This is a genomic window from Acidovorax sp. Leaf73 (assembly GCF_916855635.1).
In the GTDB taxonomy this organism is placed as follows: domain Bacteria; phylum Pseudomonadota; class Gammaproteobacteria; order Burkholderiales; family Burkholderiaceae_C; genus Acidovorax; species Acidovorax facilis.
The window spans coordinates 16,908-32,291 of the sequence record NZ_CAKASI010000009.1 but is presented as its reverse complement, the minus strand read 5'-3'; the positions used below and the strand labels follow the sequence as shown (position 1 = coordinate 32,291).

The window sequence follows — 15,384 nt, the reverse complement described above, 5'->3', positions numbered from 1 at the left end:
TGCACCGCAGCGCGACATTCTAACTCTTATATAAGAGCTGACTCCCTAAACCCTGCGTCGGGCTGCACATAGGGGCCAAAACTCAGGTAGTGCCCGCATTGCAGTGATGCGCAATCTTCAACAGCCATGCACCGGGCTCCCCCTAGAATCGTGCTTCGCTTTTTCGGGTTTCATACAGGCCACAAGCCAACCCATCACCGCACCGTCTGGAGATTTCTGCATGACCGCTACCACCCCGGCAGCTTCGCCCCACGTGATGAACACCTATGGCCGCGTACCTATTGCGCTGGCCCGTGGGCAAGGCTGCCGAGTCTGGGACGTGAACGGCAAGGAATACCTGGATGGCCTGGGTGGCATCGCCGTGAACACGCTGGGGCACAACCACGCCAAGCTGGTGCCCGCGCTGCAGGACCAGATTACCAAGCTGATCCACACCTCCAACTACTACCACGTGCCGCTGCAAGAGCAACTGGCCGCCAAGCTGGTGGAGCTGTCGGGCATGCAGAACGTGTTCTTCTGCAACTCGGGCCTGGAAGCCAACGAAGCCGCGCTCAAGATAGCGCGCAAGTTCGGCGTGGACAAAGGCATCGCCAAGCCCGAGATCGTGGTGTACGAGAAGGCCTTCCACGGTCGGTCGATTGCCACCATGTCGGCCACGGGCAACCCCAAGATCCACAGCGGCTTTGGCCCGCTGGTCGAAGGTTTCATCCGCGTGCCCATGAACGACATCGAGGCCATCAAAAAGGCTACCGAAGGCAACCCCAATGTGGTGGCCGTGTTCTTTGAAACCATCCAGGGCGAAGGCGGCATCAATTCGATGCGCGTGGAATATCTGCAGCAGCTGCGCAAGCTGTGCGACGAGCGCGGCTGGCTCATGATGATTGACGAAGTGCAGTGTGGCGTGGGCCGCACCGGCAAGTGGTTTGCGCACCAATGGGCAGGCATCGTGCCCGACGTGATGCCCCTGGCCAAGGGCCTGGGCTCAGGCGTGCCGATTGGCGCGGTGGTGGCTGGCCCCAAGGCCTCCAACGTACTGCAGCCCGGCAACCACGGCACCACCTTTGGTGGCAACCCCCTGGCCATGCGCGCAGGGGTCGAGACCATCCGCATCATGGAAGAAGAAGGCCTGCTGCAAAATGCGGCCTCGGTGGGCGACCACCTGCGGGCAGCGCTGCAGCGCGAACTGGGCAGCCTGCCCGGCGTGAAGGAAATTCGCGGCCAGGGCCTGATGCTGGGCATCGAACTGAACAAGCCCTGCGGCGCACTGATTGGCCGCGCTGCCGAAGCCGGCCTGCTCTTGTCGGTGACGGCCGACAGCGTGATCCGTTTGGTTCCCCCGCTGATCCTGACCACCGCCGAGGCCGACGAAATCGTCGCCAAACTGACCCCGCTGGTCAAAGCTATCCTGGCCGAGTAATCGGCCGGCACCGAGACACAAGCCCATGAAACATTACCTGCAGTTCAACGACCTCACCGCCGACGAATACACCTACCTGTTCGAGCGTGCCGCGCTCATCAAGAAGAAGTTCAAGGCCTACGAGAAGCACCACCCTCTGGTAGACCGCACGCTGGCCATGATCTTCGAGAAGGCCAGCACGCGCACGCGCGTGAGCTTCGAGGCCGGCATGTACCAGCTCGGCGGCAGCGTGGTGCACCTGACCACCGGCGACAGCCAGCTGGGCCGCGCCGAGCCGATTGAAGACAGCGCCAAGGTCATCAGCCGCATGGTGGACCTGGTGATGATCCGGACCTACGAGCAGGCCAAGATCGAGCGTTTTGCCGCCAACTCCCGCGTGCCGGTCATCAATGGTCTGACGAACGAATACCACCCCTGCCAGATCCTGGCGGACATCTTCACCTACATCGAGCACCGCGGCTCCATCCAGGGCAAGACGGTGGCCTGGGTGGGCGACGGCAACAACATGGCCAATACCTGGCTGCAGGCGGCTGCGCTGCTGGGCTTCAAGGTGCATGTGAGCACACCCCGTGGCTACGAAATTGATGAGAAATTGGCCGCTGGCGCAGGTGGGACAAGCGCAAGCAGCTATCAATTTTTTAGCAACCCGCTCGAAGCCTGCCAAGGCGCCGACCTGGTCACCACCGACGTGTGGACCAGCATGGGCTACGAGGCAGAGAACGAAGAGCGCAAAAAGGCGTTTGCCGACTGGTGCGTAGACGCCGAGATGATGGCCGCCGCCAAGCCTGATGCGCTGTTCATGCACTGCCTGCCTGCGCACCGGGGTGAAGAAGTGGAGGCGGATGTGATCGACGGGCCGCAATCCGTGGTGTGGGATGAGGCAGAAAACAGGATGCACGTGCAGAAGGCACTCATGGAGTACCTTCTGCTCGGCCGCATAGCCTGATTTTTTGGCTCTCCATGCCTTGGCGTCGCCAGCCCGCCCACAGCGCCGAACTGCTGGCACACTGGGCATCGCTGGGCCAAGCACTCGGCCGGGATACACCGGCGTGGCGTAAAGAGGGGCGACGGCTTGTGCTCAGTTGGGCGCGCTGGCCGCGCGCCTACCACGACACCACCCACCTCTGGGCCTGCCTGCGGCATTGGCACGCGGTGCAGGAGCAGCAACCCGCCGCACTCGACAACCCCCACGCTGTTGCGCTGGCCCTGTGGTATCACGATGCCATTTACTGGCCGTGGAGCAAACACAACGAAGAGCGCAGCGCCGACTGGGCAAGCCGCTTCATCCTGAGCCAGGGCCTGCCCGTCACGCTGGCGCAAACCGTGCACCAGCACATCCTCGACACCCGCCACACTCCTGGCCCGCTCACCGGTGATGCGCAGTGGGTGGTCGATATCGACCTGGCCATACTGGGCCAGAGCGACGGGGTATACCGCCAGTTCGAACGCAATGTGCGGCGCGAATACTTTTTTGTGCGCTGGCCGCGTTATGTGGCGGGGCGCAGCGCGGTGCTGCAGGGGTTTCTTGACCGGCCGCGCATTTACGGCACGGAACTGCTTTACCAACGGCACGAAGCCCAGGCGCGCACGAACCTGAGCCATGCGCTGGAGGCGCTGACCGAAGGGCGGCTCTACGGCCCGGAGACAAGGTAACGCGCTGTACCGGACACCAGGGTCGGGCGTGACAGCGCTACATCAGTCGCAGGACTGAAAGCGCTTGCATTCCGGCACTGCGTGAATGCTGGTCAGCGTATTTTCACCATCGATATTTCGGGCCGTGAACTTGACCCACGCCCCCTCGGGAATGTCAGCCAGAAGCTCCCTGTCGCGCACCGTGAAAGTCTGCGTGGTGAACGGAATCTTGGAGCGCGGCAGCAGCTTCAAACGCACCAGCAGTCGGCCGTCCCGATCCAGCTGAACGGACACCAAGCGGGCCCGCGTGAAAACCGGTTCTGCCGTGGCGGCGCCTTGGTCAACCTCCTTTGCCGGGCCAAACGGTGCGGCGACTGCGTCGGCCACCATGGCGCAGCACAGCGACGCAGTGACCACTAGTACAGAGAGTTGGCTAGAAACTGCTGCAAACCTAGTTCCTGTTTTCATGCTGACCTTTCTCGCTCACTCAGCTGACTGAGAGCGCTGACGGACGCTGCACCGCCGTTGCGCAGCGAGTTCAAAACTGCGTCCCTACGGTCAGGTACGCACGCGGCGTCCACTGCATGCTGCTGCGGCTGACCACAGGCACCGCGCCCGAAACATCCACGCGATCTCGGCGGAAGTGCGCGTCGCCCACGTTGTACACGCCCAGCCGCCAATATCCCAGTCCGCGTACCAGCTGCCCCACGTAGAAGTCCAGCATGGCGTTCGCGCGGTTTTGGCCGGTGAGTGTGGAGTTGATGTCCTGGTCGGCACGCCCGGTCATGGTCAACGTGGCGCCGCCATACCAGCCGCCGGTGCGTGGCATGGGTTTGGCAGCGGTCAGCGTGGCCACGTAGCGGGCCTGCCCGGGGATGCACCGCCCTTCATTGGGCCCGCTGGTCATGCGCGACTGCAGCAGGCTGGCATTGGCCGACAGCGTCCAGTCAGGCCCCAGGCCCAGCCACGCCAGCCCCGTGCGGGCATCCGCTTCCAGGCCCCAAACCATCGCATCGCCCACGTTCGCACGTTGCTCTACCCATCGCGATCCGTTCAATTGCAGCGTGGGCGCCAGCACATCGCTCATCTGCCGCACAAACAGGTTCAGGCCTGCGTGGCCGTTGGTCAGGCGCCGCTCGAAGCCGGTGTCCAGCGTCCAGGCTACCTGCGGGCGCAGGTTGGGGTTGCCGATGGTGTCGGGGTTGCCCAGGCTGTTGCTGCCCTGACTGGGGATGACCCGGTCCACCAAGTCCCACACGCGCGGCAGCTGGGTGACGCGGGCGAGGTTCACACGCCACTGCAGGTCGTCGGACAACGGCGTGCGGGTGTGCAGCGATGGCTGGAGGATGTTCCACTGCTTGCTGCCCGCCACTGCCGAGCTTCCCCCGTTCAGCTCCACACGCTCGCCGCGCAGGCCCAGCGTGAGCGTGGTGCTGGCCGGCAGCTCCCATTCGTTCTGCCCCCAGACCACCCACCGGCGGATGCCAGCGTCCAGGCCCGAGTTCACCGGCAGGGCGCCGCTCGCGGTGGTGCTGACGAAGAGCTTGCGGTCTTCAAATTGCGCCCCGGCACTCCACAGCAGTGCATCGGCCGTGCCGGTGAGCTTGCTGCTGAGGCTCCAGACATCCTCTCGCCGGTCGTCCACAAAGCTGTAGCTGTCGGTGACCACTGCACCGCCCGCGCCAATGTTGCGCAACAGATCTCCTCTGCGGTCCACGGTGTCGCTGGCCCGGCTGGCGGTCAGCGTGGTTTCGAGCTTGCTGGCAGCAAAGCGGTGTGTCCAGTCGGCGGCTGCTTGCAGATAGCGACGGTCGTACTGGTGCGACTCCTGCGAGTTCAGGGCATATGTGCCATCGCCACTGCCCACGCTGTCGGCTGTGCCGCCAAAGTCAGCCTTGCTGAGGGTTGCCCGCAGCGTCACCTGGTCTGCCGCCCCCAGCTTCCCGCTGATGCGCGGCACCAGCGCGTAGTCGGTGCGCTTGTAGCGGGCGCTGGTGTCGGACTGCGCCACGTCAGCCCCGTCACGCTGCGTGCTGCGGTGCGTGTCTGAACCCAGCAGCAGGCCTGTTGCAGACGCAGCGACGAAGTACGACCAGGGCTGGCTGGCCTCCGCTTCGCGAGGCTCGTCGGCGCCCGTGGAAGTTGGCCCCAAGGGGCCGGTGCGCGAGAAAAACGCCTGCCCCGCATTGCGGCCCCACACGTGGTTGTCGGTCAGGCGCAGCGTGGTTTCACGCTTCACGGTGGCCTGGCGCAACACGATGTTGAGCGTGCCGCCCGTGGCGCCCGAGAACTCTGCGCTTGGCGCGCGCACCACCTCGATGCGTTCGATCAGCTCGGGCGGCAGCTGGTCAATGGGCAGCTGCGTGCGCTTGCCGCCCACGCGCTGGCCATCGATGAGCAACTGCGTGGCACCGCGCTCCATGCCGCGCATGCGGATCTCCACGCTGCCGTCAGCACTTGGCGTCACCTGCACGCCTGGCAGCTGGCGCAGAACATCGGCCACCGAGAACGCGCCCATTTGCTCGATGTCGCTGCGGTCCACCACCACCAGCGACCCGGCTGCAAAAAAACGCTGCTCCAACGACCTGCGTGCCGTGACCGTGACGCCATCAAGCGATGGCGTAGCGCCGCCCGTTCCCTCCGGCGTACCCTGCGCCCATGACGAACTCCCTGCCGCAGAGGCCAAGCACGTCGCCCAGATGGCAATGCGATGGCTGTTGTTTATTGTTTGCTTCATAGATACCCTCTTTGCGCCAGATTGTCCGAGGGCAAGGCTTAAGCACAGCCTAAGACCTATGCCTGTGCCCCTGGGTGTCGCTGAACTGCAGCATCCACGCGACAGATGATTCCGGAGCCAACGCACGCCGCGACTACAGCTTGGGCACCTCCAGCGGCTTGCGGTAAATCGTGTTGCGCTTGACCACCTGAAAGCCGCAGTCCGCATACACACGATTAGCGCCCGTCAGGTTCTCACCGTCCACCGCCAGCGCCGACTCGGCCATCCCTTCGTCGGCCAACAGGCGGAGGCTGCGGGCGATCAATGCCCTTGCAAGACCGCGTCTGCGCCACTTGCGCCCCACGCTGATGAACTCGGTGTAGCCCCGGCGCCGTGACAGATGGCGGTTCTCATCCTCGTTGATATACGTGCGGACTTGGCCTGCGACCTCATTGCCGTCCCACGCCACCTGCCAGCGCGCGGGCTGAAAAATCCGGCTCTCCAACCAAGTGTCGTAGTCACGAGGCAACGGCGGTGCCATGCCCCAGTGGTCTTCAAACGCAGTGTGGTGAGCGTCCCAGATGGCGCGGTAGTGCTCTGGAAAAACGGGCCGCAGTTCCAGCCCTTGCGGTATGGGAAAGTCCGGCGCAGCCTGCAGTTCTGTGTTCAGCATTTCAAAGAAATACCGCATTGGCGCATAGCCACTGGTCTGCAGCAGTTTCGCGCGCGCTTCCTCGCCTTGCTGCACATAGGCATGGTGCACGTGCGGGCCGCCCGGCTGCTGCGCTGCCACGGTGTGGTGCCGCTGCTCAATCCAACCTTGCAGCACACGGCCAATGCCGCGCCCGCGCCAACGCCCGGGCACAAAACCGATTTGCGCGTGCAGCGTCAACCCGTCGGCCTGGGTAAACCGCCAGCACCGGCCATAGCCCACCAGCTCGCCATCCAGCTCGGCCATGATTGCGTCGTGATACGGATCACAGTTGGTGAAGGCGGCGTAGTCGCGTGCCAGGTCTTCGGGCGCGCGGCGTGCGAGCACCCCGTCTGCATCAAAGCTGGCATTGGCCACCTCGGCCATGGCCGGGAAGTCCGATGGGCCACAAAACGGCCGCAGCACCAACCCAGAAGGGGCCGATAAATTCATCGTCGATTGGTCATCACCCACAAGAGCATCCTCCCCAGCTTCTTCCATTCATTCTTCTTCTCCCTCAAACGTCGGTGCGTGAGTAACGTTGGGCTGCGCCCGCTGACATTGTGCAAACCACAGCCTTAACGCCAGCCAAAGACACCGCTTCAGACAACGCCCCGCAGGCTTCGCACCCGCCACAATCGCACCCCATGCACATTCTGCTCATCGAAGACGATCTGGACCTGGGCCGCGCGCTGCAGTCCGCGCTGAAGGTGGAGGGCCTGACCAGCGAATGGCTGCGCCGCACGGTGGATGCCCCGGCCACTGTCGATGCCACCACCATCGACTGCGTGCTGCTGGACCTGACGCTGCCCGACGGCAGCGGCTTCGACCTGCTGGCACGCTGGCGGGCGCAGGGCGAGCAGGTGCCCATCATCGTGATCACCGCGCGCTCGGCCGTGGAAGACCGGCTGGCCGGGCTGGATGGCGGGGCCGATGATTTCGTGGTCAAGCCTTTTGCTACGGCCGAACTGCTCTCGCGCATCCGCGCCGTGCTGCGCCGCAGCGCCCGCCAGGCCAGCGAGCGCTGGGTGCTGGGCGAGCTGGTGATCGAGCCGCGGCGCCATGCCGTGCAGCGCAATGGCACGGTGCTGGATGTGTCACCGCGCGAGTTCCAGCTGCTGCTGGAGCTGGCGCGCGAGCCGGGGGTGGTGGTGTCCAAAAGCCTGCTCTCGCAGCGGCTGGACCCGCTGGGCGAGCCCGTGGACTTTGGCGCCATCGAAGTGCATGTGTCCAACCTGCGTCGCAAGATCGGTGCGGAGCTGATCCGCACCGTGCGCGGCGTGGGCTACTTGCTGCAGCCATGACACGCCCCTTCTCTCTTTCACGCCATCTGCAAACTACCTGGACCAAGCTGGCCGAGCCCACGCTGGTGCGCCGCAGCGTAGTCTCGGTCACAGTGGCGTTTGTGCTGGTGTGGGCTGTGCTGCTCAGCTACAACTTCATCAACTACAAGCACACCATCACCAACGATCCGGGTCTACTGAAGTACGGCGATGCGCTGCTGGATTCGCTCAGCCCGATCAACGACCCGGCGCAGGCCGCTGCAGCAGTGTCCGCTACCAATCACTGGGTCAATATCCGCCGCCGCCAGAACGGCCTTCTGCCGGGCGTGGCAATGCATGAGCTGCGCGACACCGCCACCGGCCAGGTTGTCTATTCACCCCCAGGTCTCGAAGAGCTGCGTATCGCCTTGCCGGAGCAGCTCTACGCCAGCGGTTCATCAATTTCAGAGCCCCTGGCGCAAGGCCAGCGATACCGCGCCTACACCGGGCACAACGCGCGCTGGACCCTGCGCATCGTAGAAGTGAAGCGGGCAGACGCGCATTTTTTACAGTCCAGCGGCCGCAACCTCCTGCCCTATCTGCTGCTGGCAGCACCCTTCGTACTGCTTCCCGTCTGGCTCTCGGTGCGCAATGGCCTGCGCCCCTTGCAGCGACTAGCACGCCTCATTGCCCAGCGCGGCAAGGACGACCTGCAGCCTGTGGGCTTCAACGCCCGCCACCGCGAACTCAAGCCCCTGGAGCAGTCACTGGACCACCTCTTCGCCCAGTTGCGCCAGAAGGTGGAGCGCGAGCGCGCCTTTGTGCAGGACGCCGCGCACGAAATCCGCACGCCGCTGGCCGTGATCACCGCCCAGGCCCATGTGATGGCCCGCTCGCCCATCGAAGAGGAACGCATGCAAGCCCAGGCCCACCTGGAGCAGGCCATCGCCCGCACCTCGCACCTGGCGCAGCAACTGCTGGACCTGGCCGCGCTGGACGACGCCCAGCGCCCCGCCCCGCGCGACCTGGACGTGGCGCAGTGGCTGCGCGGCGCGCTGGCCCAGGCCGTGCCTGATGCGATGGCACGGCAGATCGAGCTGTCGCTGGACGCGCCCGACACCTTGCCCGCGCGGCTCGACCAGCCTGCGTTCGAATCCATCGCCCACAACCTCATCGACAACGCGGTGCGCTACACGCCCAGCGGCGGGAACGTGGCGGTGGCGCTGTGGCGCGAGGGCACGGCGCTGCACCTGTCGGTGCAGGACGACGGGCCGGGCATCGCGGCCACCGAGCAAACGCATGTGTTCGAGCGCTTCTACCGGGGCCTGGGCCATGCCGCCAACGGCTCGGGCCTGGGCCTGGCCATCGTGCGGCAGGCGGTGCTGCGCATGGGCGGGCAGGTGCAGATCGGTGCGGGCCTGAACGGCCGGGGCGTGGGTTTTTTCGTTAGCATTCCGCTCCCCCACAGCGCCTGATGGCTCCGCCGCAGGCCCACCGTCCGTCCTGCATGTCCGAGCCACCACCACCGCCGATTCCGCCCACCCGTGCCTGAGCTGCGGCGCCTGCTGCGCCAGCTTTCGCGTGGACTTTGCCGTGTACGAGATGCAGGCGATGGGCGGCACGGTGCCCGACAGTCTGGCGCTGGATGTGAACGGCAGCACCTGCCGCATGCGGGGCACGGAGCAGGTGCCCATCCGCTGCGCCGCGCTGACCGGCCAGGTGGGCCAGCAGGTGGCCTGCAGCATCTACGAACTGCGCCCGGCGCCCTGCCGCGAGTTCTCGGCGGGCGACTACGCCTGCCACAAGGCGCGTGCGCGGCACGGGCTGGCGCCGCTGGCGGAAGGAGCCATCTTGTGAGGTGACACGCTCCAGCAGCCGGGCTACTGCAGCATCAAAATAGTTTAGGCCTCAACAAAAAATCGACGGGGTGTTGGAAATAACCGACACCACGGGTTTTTCGGGACATGCAAACTTTGTCCCATGTCAACGCCCTCCTTCCCCACCGCCCGCCGGCTCTGGGACATCTCGCCGCCCGTGCACGCGGGCAGCCCCGTGTTCCCCGGCGACACTGCCTACAGCCAGCAGTGGTGCGCCACCATCGGCCCCGGCTGCCCGGTCAACGTGAGCGCGATCACCATGTCGCCCCATGTGGGCGCGCACGCCGATGCGCCGCTGCATTACGACGCACAGGGCGCCACCATCGGTGACGTGTCGCTCGACGCCTTTCTGGGCCCCTGCCGCGTGATCCACGCCATCGGCTGCGGCCCGCTCGTCACCTGGGAACACATTGCCCACGCGGTGAACGGCTCCCTGCCGCAGCGCGTGCTGGTGCGCACCTATGAACACATGCCCGTGGACCGCTGGGATGGCCAGCTGGCCGCCTATGCGCCCGGCACCATCGAACGCCTGGCCGACCTGGGCGTGCTGCTGGTGGGCATCGACACCGCCAGCATCGACCCGGCCGACAGCAAGACGCTCGACAGCCACCAGGTCATCCGCCGCCGGGGCCTGCGCGTGCTCGAAAACCTGGTGCTCGACGCCGTGCCCGAGGGCGACTACGAACTCATCGCGCTGCCGCTCAAGCTGACCACGGCCGACGCATCGCCCGTGCGCGCCGTGCTGCGGGCGCTGTAGCCCAAAAATTTCAAGCTTTTTTGGCCTCTACCGCGCTTCCATCATGCGGTAGCAGCTATCAAAACAGAAGCAAACCACTCTGAACACCATGACCACCACCTTGCAAGACTGCCGCGCGCTCGACGCGCAAGACCCCCTCGCGCCGCTGCGCAGCCACTTCGCTCTGCCCCCGGGCGTGATCTACCTGGACGGCAATTCGCTGGGCGTGGCCCCCAGGGCCGCCGCCGCGCGCGTGGCCGATGTGGTTACCCGCGAATGGGGCACCGACCTCATCAAATCGTGGAACACCGCCAGCTGGTTCGACCTGCCCCAGCGCCTGGGCAACCAGCTGGCCCCGCTGATCGGCGCAGGCCAGGATGAAGTGGTGTGCACCGACAGCACCTCCATCAACCTCTACAAGGTGCTGAGCGCGGCGCTGAACATCGCGCGCGAAGACAGCCCCGCGCGCAAGCGCATCGTGAGCGAGCGCAGCAACTTCCCCACCGACCTCTACATTGCCGAAGGCCTGTGCAAGGAGCGCGGCCTGGAGCTGGTGCTGGTGGAGCCCGAAGAGATCACCGCAGCACTCACCAACGACGTGGCTGTGCTGATGCTCACGCACGTGAACTACCGCACCGGCGCCATGCACGACATGGCCGCCATCACCGCCGCAGCGCATGCCCAGGGCATTTTGTGCGTGTGGGACCTGGCGCACAGCGCGGGCGCGGTGCCGGTCGATCTGAACGGCGCAGGCGCAGATTTTTCGATTGGCTGCGGCTACAAGTATCTGAACGGCGGCCCCGGCGCACCGGCGTTTGCCTGGGTGCACCCGCGCCATGCCAGCCGCTTCTGGCAGCCGCTGTCCGGCTGGTGGGGCCATGCCGCACCGTTTGCCTTCACGCCCAACTACCAGCCCGCCCCGGGCATCACGCGCTACCTGTGTGGCACGCAGCCCATCATCAGTTTGTCGGCCCTGCAGTGCGGTCTGGATGTGTTCACCGCCGCACAAAGCCTGGGCGGCATGGCCGCGCTGCGCGCCAAGTCGCTGGCGCTCACCGACCTGTTCATAAAGCTGGTGGAAGAGCGCTGCGCAGGCCACGGCCTGGGCCTGGCCACGCCGCGCGAGCATGCCCAGCGCGGCTCGCAGGTGTGCCTGACGCGCGACGATGGCGCGGGCGTGAACGGCCAGGGCAGCGGCGCCTATGCCATCGTGCAGGCGCTGATTGCGCGCGGCGTGATTGGCGACTTCCGCAAAGGCGACGGCGGCACGGGCCGCCACAAGGACATCCTGCGGTTTGGCTTCACGCCGCTGTACCTGGGCTTTGAAGACGTGTGGAACGCCGTGGAGCACCTGCGCCAGGTGCTGGAGAGCGGCGAGTGGCAAAAGGCCGAGTTCAACCAGACGCACGCCGTCACCTGATCGGAAAGGCAAACCACCATGTGCCCTTTCTCGCAAACCCCTGCTGGTGAGAACAGCCCGGCATCTGCCGCGCTGCCCGAATCCATCGTGCACGAAGAACGCGCCCAGCTCGACTTCAGCCAAAGCATGAGCTATGGCGACTACCTGCAGCTCGACGCCATCCTCACCGCACAAAAACCGCTGTCCCCCGCGCACGACGAGATGCTGTTCATCGTGCAGCACCAGACCAGCGAGCTGTGGATGAAGCTCATGCTGCACGAGCTGCGCGCGGCCATCGGCCACATTGCGCGCGACGAGCTGCCGCCCGCGTTCAAGATGCTGGCGCGTGTCAGCAAGATCATGGAGCAGCTGGTGCACGCCTGGGACGTGCTGGCCACCATGACGCCGCCCGAGTACAGCGCCATGCGCCCGTACCTGGGCCAGTCCAGCGGCTTCCAGAGCTACCAGTACCGCTGCATCGAGTTCTCGATGGGCAACAAGAACCGGGCCATGCTCAAGCCCCACGAGCACCGCGCTGACCTGCTCGCCCAGGTGCAGGCGGCGTACGAGGCGCCGTCGCTGTACGACGAGGCCCTGCGCCTGATGGCCCGGCGTGGCCTGGCCGTGCCCACCAGCCACACCGAGCGCGACTGGACACAGCCCTATGTGGAAAACGATGCGGTGGAGCAGGCCTGGCTCACCGTGTACCGCAACCCGGATAAGCACTGGGACCTGTACCAGCTGGGCGAGGAGCTGACCGACCTGGAAGACGCGTTCCGCCTCTGGCGATTCCGCCACGTGACCACGGTGGAGCGCGTGATCGGCTTCAAGCGCGGCACGGGCGGCACGGGCGGGGTGAGCTACCTGCGCAAGATGCTGGACGTGGTGCTGTTCCCCGAGATCTGGAAGCTGCGCACGGACCTCTAACCTGGGCGCGACAAGCCCTTAACCCGCCGCCTTCAGTGCGGCCTGCAGAAACCGCAAGAACCGCGCGTCATTGGCATAAGCCACGTTCACGCGCATGGCCTGCAAAGGCTGCTGCTGGCCCTGCCGCTGCGGAAAGAACACGGCGCCCGGCGCCAGAAAAATGCCCCGCTCTGCCGCACTGCGGGCCAGGCCCAGCTCGGTGATGCCATGCGGCAACTCCACCCACAGGTAATAGCCGCCTGGCGGGCTGGGGTGCACGGTGAGGCCCAGGCGTGCCAATGCCTTTTGTGCAGGACCCAACGCACCGTCCAGCCGGGCCTTGAGACGGCTCAGATGGCGCCGGTACTGGCCCGCAGAGATCAGCTGGTGCACCACGCGCTCTACAAAATCGGACGTGGACACCACCGTCACCATCTTCAGGTCACACAGCGCATTGATGCGGTGCGCCGCCCCTGCGATGTAGCCCACGCGCAGACCGGCCGACAGCGTTTTGGAAAAGCTGCTCACGTAGATCACGCGCTCCAGCTGGTCCAGCGCTGCCAGGCGCGGGGCGTTGGGCGGCTGCAGGTCGGCAAATGGGTCATCCTCCACCACCAGAAACCCGTGGGCCGCAGCCATCTGCAACAGGCGGTGGGCCTTGGGCAGGCTGATCGACCCGCCTGTGGGGTTGTGCGCCAGCGACTGCGTGAAGAACACCTTGGGCCGGTGCTTTTCCAGCAGCGCCTGCAGCGCATCCAGGTCGGGGCCATCGGCCAGCCGGGGCACGCCCAGCATCTCCACCTTGGCGAGCTTGAGCTTGCCAAACAGCGGGTAGTAGCCGGGTGAATCCACCAGCACCTCATCGCCCGCGTCCAGCAGGTGCCGCACGATGAGGTCCAGCGCGTGGTTGGCGCCCTGGGTCAGCAGCACCTGGCGCGGGCTGACGGGGATGGTGCGCTCGCCCAGCATGCGCGCAATGGTCTCGCGCAGTGGCAGGTAGCCCCAGGGAGTGCCGTAGCCATGCTCGATGTCCGTCAACCCTTGCGAGCGCGCGCGGCGCAGCGAGCTGCCCAGCTCGGACCCCTCCATCCACGACGCGGGCGGGCGGCCATCGCCCACACGCACCTCGTAGTGCTGCTCCAGTTGCTCGCGCAGCAGCGACACCACGTCCACCGCTTCGGTCACATGCGGCGCAGGGGCCTGGGCATGTACGCTGCTGCTGGGCTTGCGCACGTAATAGCCCGAGCCGGGCCGCGCTTCCACATAGCCGCGCGCGGCCAGGCGGTTGTAGGCCTCCACCACCGTGTTGCGTCCCACACCGTCCTTGGCGGCTGCATCGCGGATGGACCGCAGGCGGGTGCCGGGTAGCACGGTGCCTTGTTCGATGGACTGCGCAATGCGGCGCGCCAGCGCTTCGACCTTGCTGTCGGGCGATGCGTCTTCTTCGGGGTGGGGCATGGGTCTGTCTCCTTATCTGTACCCCTGTATTGATGGGTACAGTTTTCTGATCTGTGCCCAAACTGTATCCAACCACCGGCTGCATTGTCCATATACTTTTCGAACTCGCCCGCAGCCCACACTGCGCATTGGGCCGAGGCAGCAAACCCACGGCGATGGGTGCACACATTCCAAACCAACCGGAGACAAGACATGGCAGACAAAGCCGTCCAACGACGCAACATCCTCAAATCCACCCTGGCTGCAGCCGCTGCCGTGGGCGCAGCGGCGCCCCTGGCCAGCCACGCGCAGGCCACCGTCACCTGGCGCATGCAGGCACTGTGGGACGGCGGCACCACGCCACAAAAGTTTGAAGAGCGTTTTGTGGCCCGCGTGGCAGAGTTGACCGGTGGCCGCTTCAAGATCAACCTGTTTGCGGCCGGCCAGATCGTGCCCGCCGCGCAAGCGTTTGATGCCGTGCGCGGCGGCGCGTTTGAGCTGATGAAAACCTTCGACGGCTACGAAGCCGGCAAGATCCCCGCGTTTGCCTTCACCAGCACCATTCCGTTCGGCTTTGCCGAGAGCGACGAATACGAAGCCTGGTTCTACGAGCGTGGCGGGCTTGACCTGGTGCGCCAGGCGTATGCGCCCGCAGGCCTGCACTACATCGCCCCCACCGTGTACGGCCAGGAGCCGCTGCACTCCAAGGTGCCAATCCGCAAGATCGCCGACCTGACGGGCAAGAAGGGTCGCTTTGTGGGCCTGGCCTCGGCCGTGATGGGCGCCATGGGCGTGTCGGTGACGCCGCTGCCCACCGGCGAGGTGTATTCGGCGCTGGACAAGGGCGTGATCGACATGGCCGATCGGGGCGACCTGACGGCGAACTTTGAGGCAGGCCTGGCCGAGGTGGCCAAGTTTGTAGTGGTGCCGGGCTTTCACCAGCCCACCACCGCCACCAGCTACGTGGCCAACCGTGCAGCACACGACAAGCTGCCCGCCGAGTTCAAGGCCGCGCTGGCCGTGGCCGCGCGCGAGATTTCGGCGGCGCTGCGCCAGCACATCCTGGTGAGCGACGCTGCGGTGCTGGCCAAGTACCAGGCCAAGGGCTGCGAGATCATCCGATTCAGCGCAGCCGACATCGCCGCTGCACGGCCCAAGGCCATGGCCGCGTGGCGCACCGCCACCAAGGGCGACGCCCTCGCCACCAAGATCCTGGACAGCCAGGTGGCCTTCATGAAAGAGCTGGGCCTGCTGGCCTAAGCAGCGTTCGAAAGCCCTAGCCCCGGGTGCCCGCCATGGGTGCCCGGCGCA

At 65.7% G+C, this 15,384-nt stretch carries 14 protein-coding genes; 10 read left to right on the top strand and 4 right to left on the bottom strand.

The genetic code is table 11. From position 1 onward, the window contains the following. Positions 1-220 precede the first annotated feature (220 nt). From LPA35_RS24700 to LPA35_RS24690, 3 genes are read left to right on the top strand one after another with little or no spacing between them, the layout of a single operon-like run. Positions 221-1,417 carry an aspartate aminotransferase family protein gene (locus tag LPA35_RS24700; protein ID WP_228899804.1) on the top strand — a complete coding sequence of 399 codons (1,197 nt, stop codon included), beginning with the start codon at positions 221-223 and terminating at the stop codon, positions 1,415-1,417. Positions 1,418-1,442: 25 nt separating this feature from the next. Next, complete coding sequence (argF, locus tag LPA35_RS24695; protein WP_121507236.1) at positions 1,443-2,363, top strand: ornithine carbamoyltransferase; 921 nt, start codon at positions 1,443-1,445, stop codon at positions 2,361-2,363. 14 nt (positions 2,364-2,377) lie between these two features. Further along, complete coding sequence (locus tag LPA35_RS24690; protein WP_228899801.1) at positions 2,378-3,070, top strand: hypothetical protein; 693 nt, start codon at positions 2,378-2,380, stop codon at positions 3,068-3,070. Between the two features lie 42 nt (positions 3,071-3,112). On the opposite strand, the gene LPA35_RS24685 is transcribed toward LPA35_RS24690, so the two are convergent. From LPA35_RS24685 to LPA35_RS24675, 3 genes are all read right to left on the bottom strand, one after another. Further along, entirely contained in the window at positions 3,113-3,439 is a 327-nt protein-coding gene (locus LPA35_RS24685; protein ID WP_121508793.1) for a copper-binding protein, read from the bottom strand. 148 nt (positions 3,440-3,587) lie between these two features. Beyond that, complete coding sequence (locus tag LPA35_RS24680) at positions 3,588-5,786, bottom strand: TonB-dependent siderophore receptor (protein WP_228899798.1); 2,199 nt, start codon at positions 5,784-5,786, stop codon at positions 3,588-3,590. 133 nt (positions 5,787-5,919) lie between these two features. After that, the gene (locus LPA35_RS24675; protein WP_228899796.1) at positions 5,920-6,909 is read right to left on the bottom strand and encodes a GNAT family N-acetyltransferase; all 990 of its coding nucleotides are present in this window, start codon (positions 6,907-6,909) and stop codon (positions 5,920-5,922) included. Positions 6,910-7,103: 194 nt separating this feature from the next. Here LPA35_RS24675 and LPA35_RS24670 point away from each other — a divergent pair, with 194 nt between their 5' ends. From LPA35_RS24670 to kynA, 6 genes are all read left to right on the top strand, one after another. Beyond that, positions 7,104-7,760, top strand: a complete 657-nt coding sequence (locus tag LPA35_RS24670) for a response regulator transcription factor (protein WP_228899793.1) — start codon at positions 7,104-7,106, stop codon at positions 7,758-7,760. Then, positions 7,757-9,193: a HAMP domain-containing sensor histidine kinase gene (locus LPA35_RS24665; RefSeq protein WP_228899790.1), complete on the top strand. Its 1,437-nt coding sequence runs from the start codon at positions 7,757-7,759 to the stop codon at positions 9,191-9,193. Before LPA35_RS24670 ends, LPA35_RS24665 begins: the two co-directional genes overlap by 4 nt. A 28-nt stretch (positions 9,194-9,221) precedes the next feature. After that, complete coding sequence (locus tag LPA35_RS24660; protein ID WP_255670108.1) at positions 9,222-9,575, top strand: YkgJ family cysteine cluster protein; 354 nt, start codon at positions 9,222-9,224, stop codon at positions 9,573-9,575. Between the two features lie 123 nt (positions 9,576-9,698). After that, positions 9,699-10,352 (top strand): arylformamidase, encoded by a 654-nt coding sequence (kynB, locus tag LPA35_RS24655; RefSeq protein ID WP_228899783.1) that lies wholly within the window; start codon positions 9,699-9,701, stop codon positions 10,350-10,352. A gap of 88 nt (positions 10,353-10,440) precedes the next feature. Next, entirely contained in the window at positions 10,441-11,751 is a 1,311-nt protein-coding gene (gene kynU / locus LPA35_RS24650) for a kynureninase (protein ID WP_228899779.1), read from the top strand. Between the two features lie 18 nt (positions 11,752-11,769). Continuing rightward, positions 11,770-12,657 (top strand): tryptophan 2,3-dioxygenase, encoded by an 888-nt coding sequence (kynA, locus tag LPA35_RS24645; RefSeq protein ID WP_228899776.1) that lies wholly within the window; start codon positions 11,770-11,772, stop codon positions 12,655-12,657. An 18-nt stretch (positions 12,658-12,675) separates the two neighbouring features. On the opposite strand, the gene LPA35_RS24640 is transcribed toward kynA, so the two are convergent. Further along, positions 12,676-14,094: a PLP-dependent aminotransferase family protein gene (locus LPA35_RS24640; RefSeq protein WP_228899771.1), complete on the bottom strand. Its 1,419-nt coding sequence runs from the start codon at positions 14,092-14,094 to the stop codon at positions 12,676-12,678. A 192-nt stretch (positions 14,095-14,286) separates the two neighbouring features. Here LPA35_RS24640 and dctP point away from each other — a divergent pair, with 192 nt between their 5' ends. Further along, positions 14,287-15,333, top strand: a complete 1,047-nt coding sequence (dctP, locus tag LPA35_RS24635; RefSeq protein WP_142144121.1) for a TRAP transporter substrate-binding protein DctP — start codon at positions 14,287-14,289, stop codon at positions 15,331-15,333. Positions 15,334-15,384: the final 51 nt, after the last annotated feature.

What these genes read in the sequence shown, in the direction of transcription:
- dctP (WP_142144121.1), top strand. Translation starts at nt 14,287, where the DNA reads ATGGCAGACAAAGCCGTCCAACGACGCAACATCCTCAAATCCACCCTG.
- LPA35_RS24675 (WP_228899796.1), bottom strand. Translation starts at nt 6,909, where the DNA reads ATGAATTTATCGGCCCCTTCTGGGTTGGTGCTGCGGCCGTTTTGTGGC.
- argF (WP_121507236.1), top strand. Translation starts at nt 1,443, where the DNA reads ATGAAACATTACCTGCAGTTCAACGACCTCACCGCCGACGAATACACC.
- LPA35_RS24670 (WP_228899793.1), top strand. Translation starts at nt 7,104, where the DNA reads ATGCACATTCTGCTCATCGAAGACGATCTGGACCTGGGCCGCGCGCTG.
- kynB (WP_228899783.1), top strand. Translation starts at nt 9,699, where the DNA reads ATGTCAACGCCCTCCTTCCCCACCGCCCGCCGGCTCTGGGACATCTCG.
- LPA35_RS24685 (WP_121508793.1), bottom strand. Translation starts at nt 3,439, where the DNA reads ATGGTGGCCGACGCAGTCGCCGCACCGTTTGGCCCGGCAAAGGAGGTT.
- kynU (WP_228899779.1), top strand. Translation starts at nt 10,441, where the DNA reads ATGACCACCACCTTGCAAGACTGCCGCGCGCTCGACGCGCAAGACCCC.
- LPA35_RS24690 (WP_228899801.1), top strand. Translation starts at nt 2,378, where the DNA reads ATGCCTTGGCGTCGCCAGCCCGCCCACAGCGCCGAACTGCTGGCACAC.
- kynA (WP_228899776.1), top strand. Translation starts at nt 11,770, where the DNA reads ATGTGCCCTTTCTCGCAAACCCCTGCTGGTGAGAACAGCCCGGCATCT.
- LPA35_RS24665 (WP_228899790.1), top strand. Translation starts at nt 7,757, where the DNA reads ATGACACGCCCCTTCTCTCTTTCACGCCATCTGCAAACTACCTGGACC.
- LPA35_RS24700 (WP_228899804.1), top strand. Translation starts at nt 221, where the DNA reads ATGACCGCTACCACCCCGGCAGCTTCGCCCCACGTGATGAACACCTAT.
- LPA35_RS24640 (WP_228899771.1), bottom strand. Translation starts at nt 14,094, where the DNA reads ATGCCCCACCCCGAAGAAGACGCATCGCCCGACAGCAAGGTCGAAGCG.
- LPA35_RS24680 (WP_228899798.1), bottom strand. Translation starts at nt 5,786, where the DNA reads ATGAAGCAAACAATAAACAACAGCCATCGCATTGCCATCTGGGCGACG.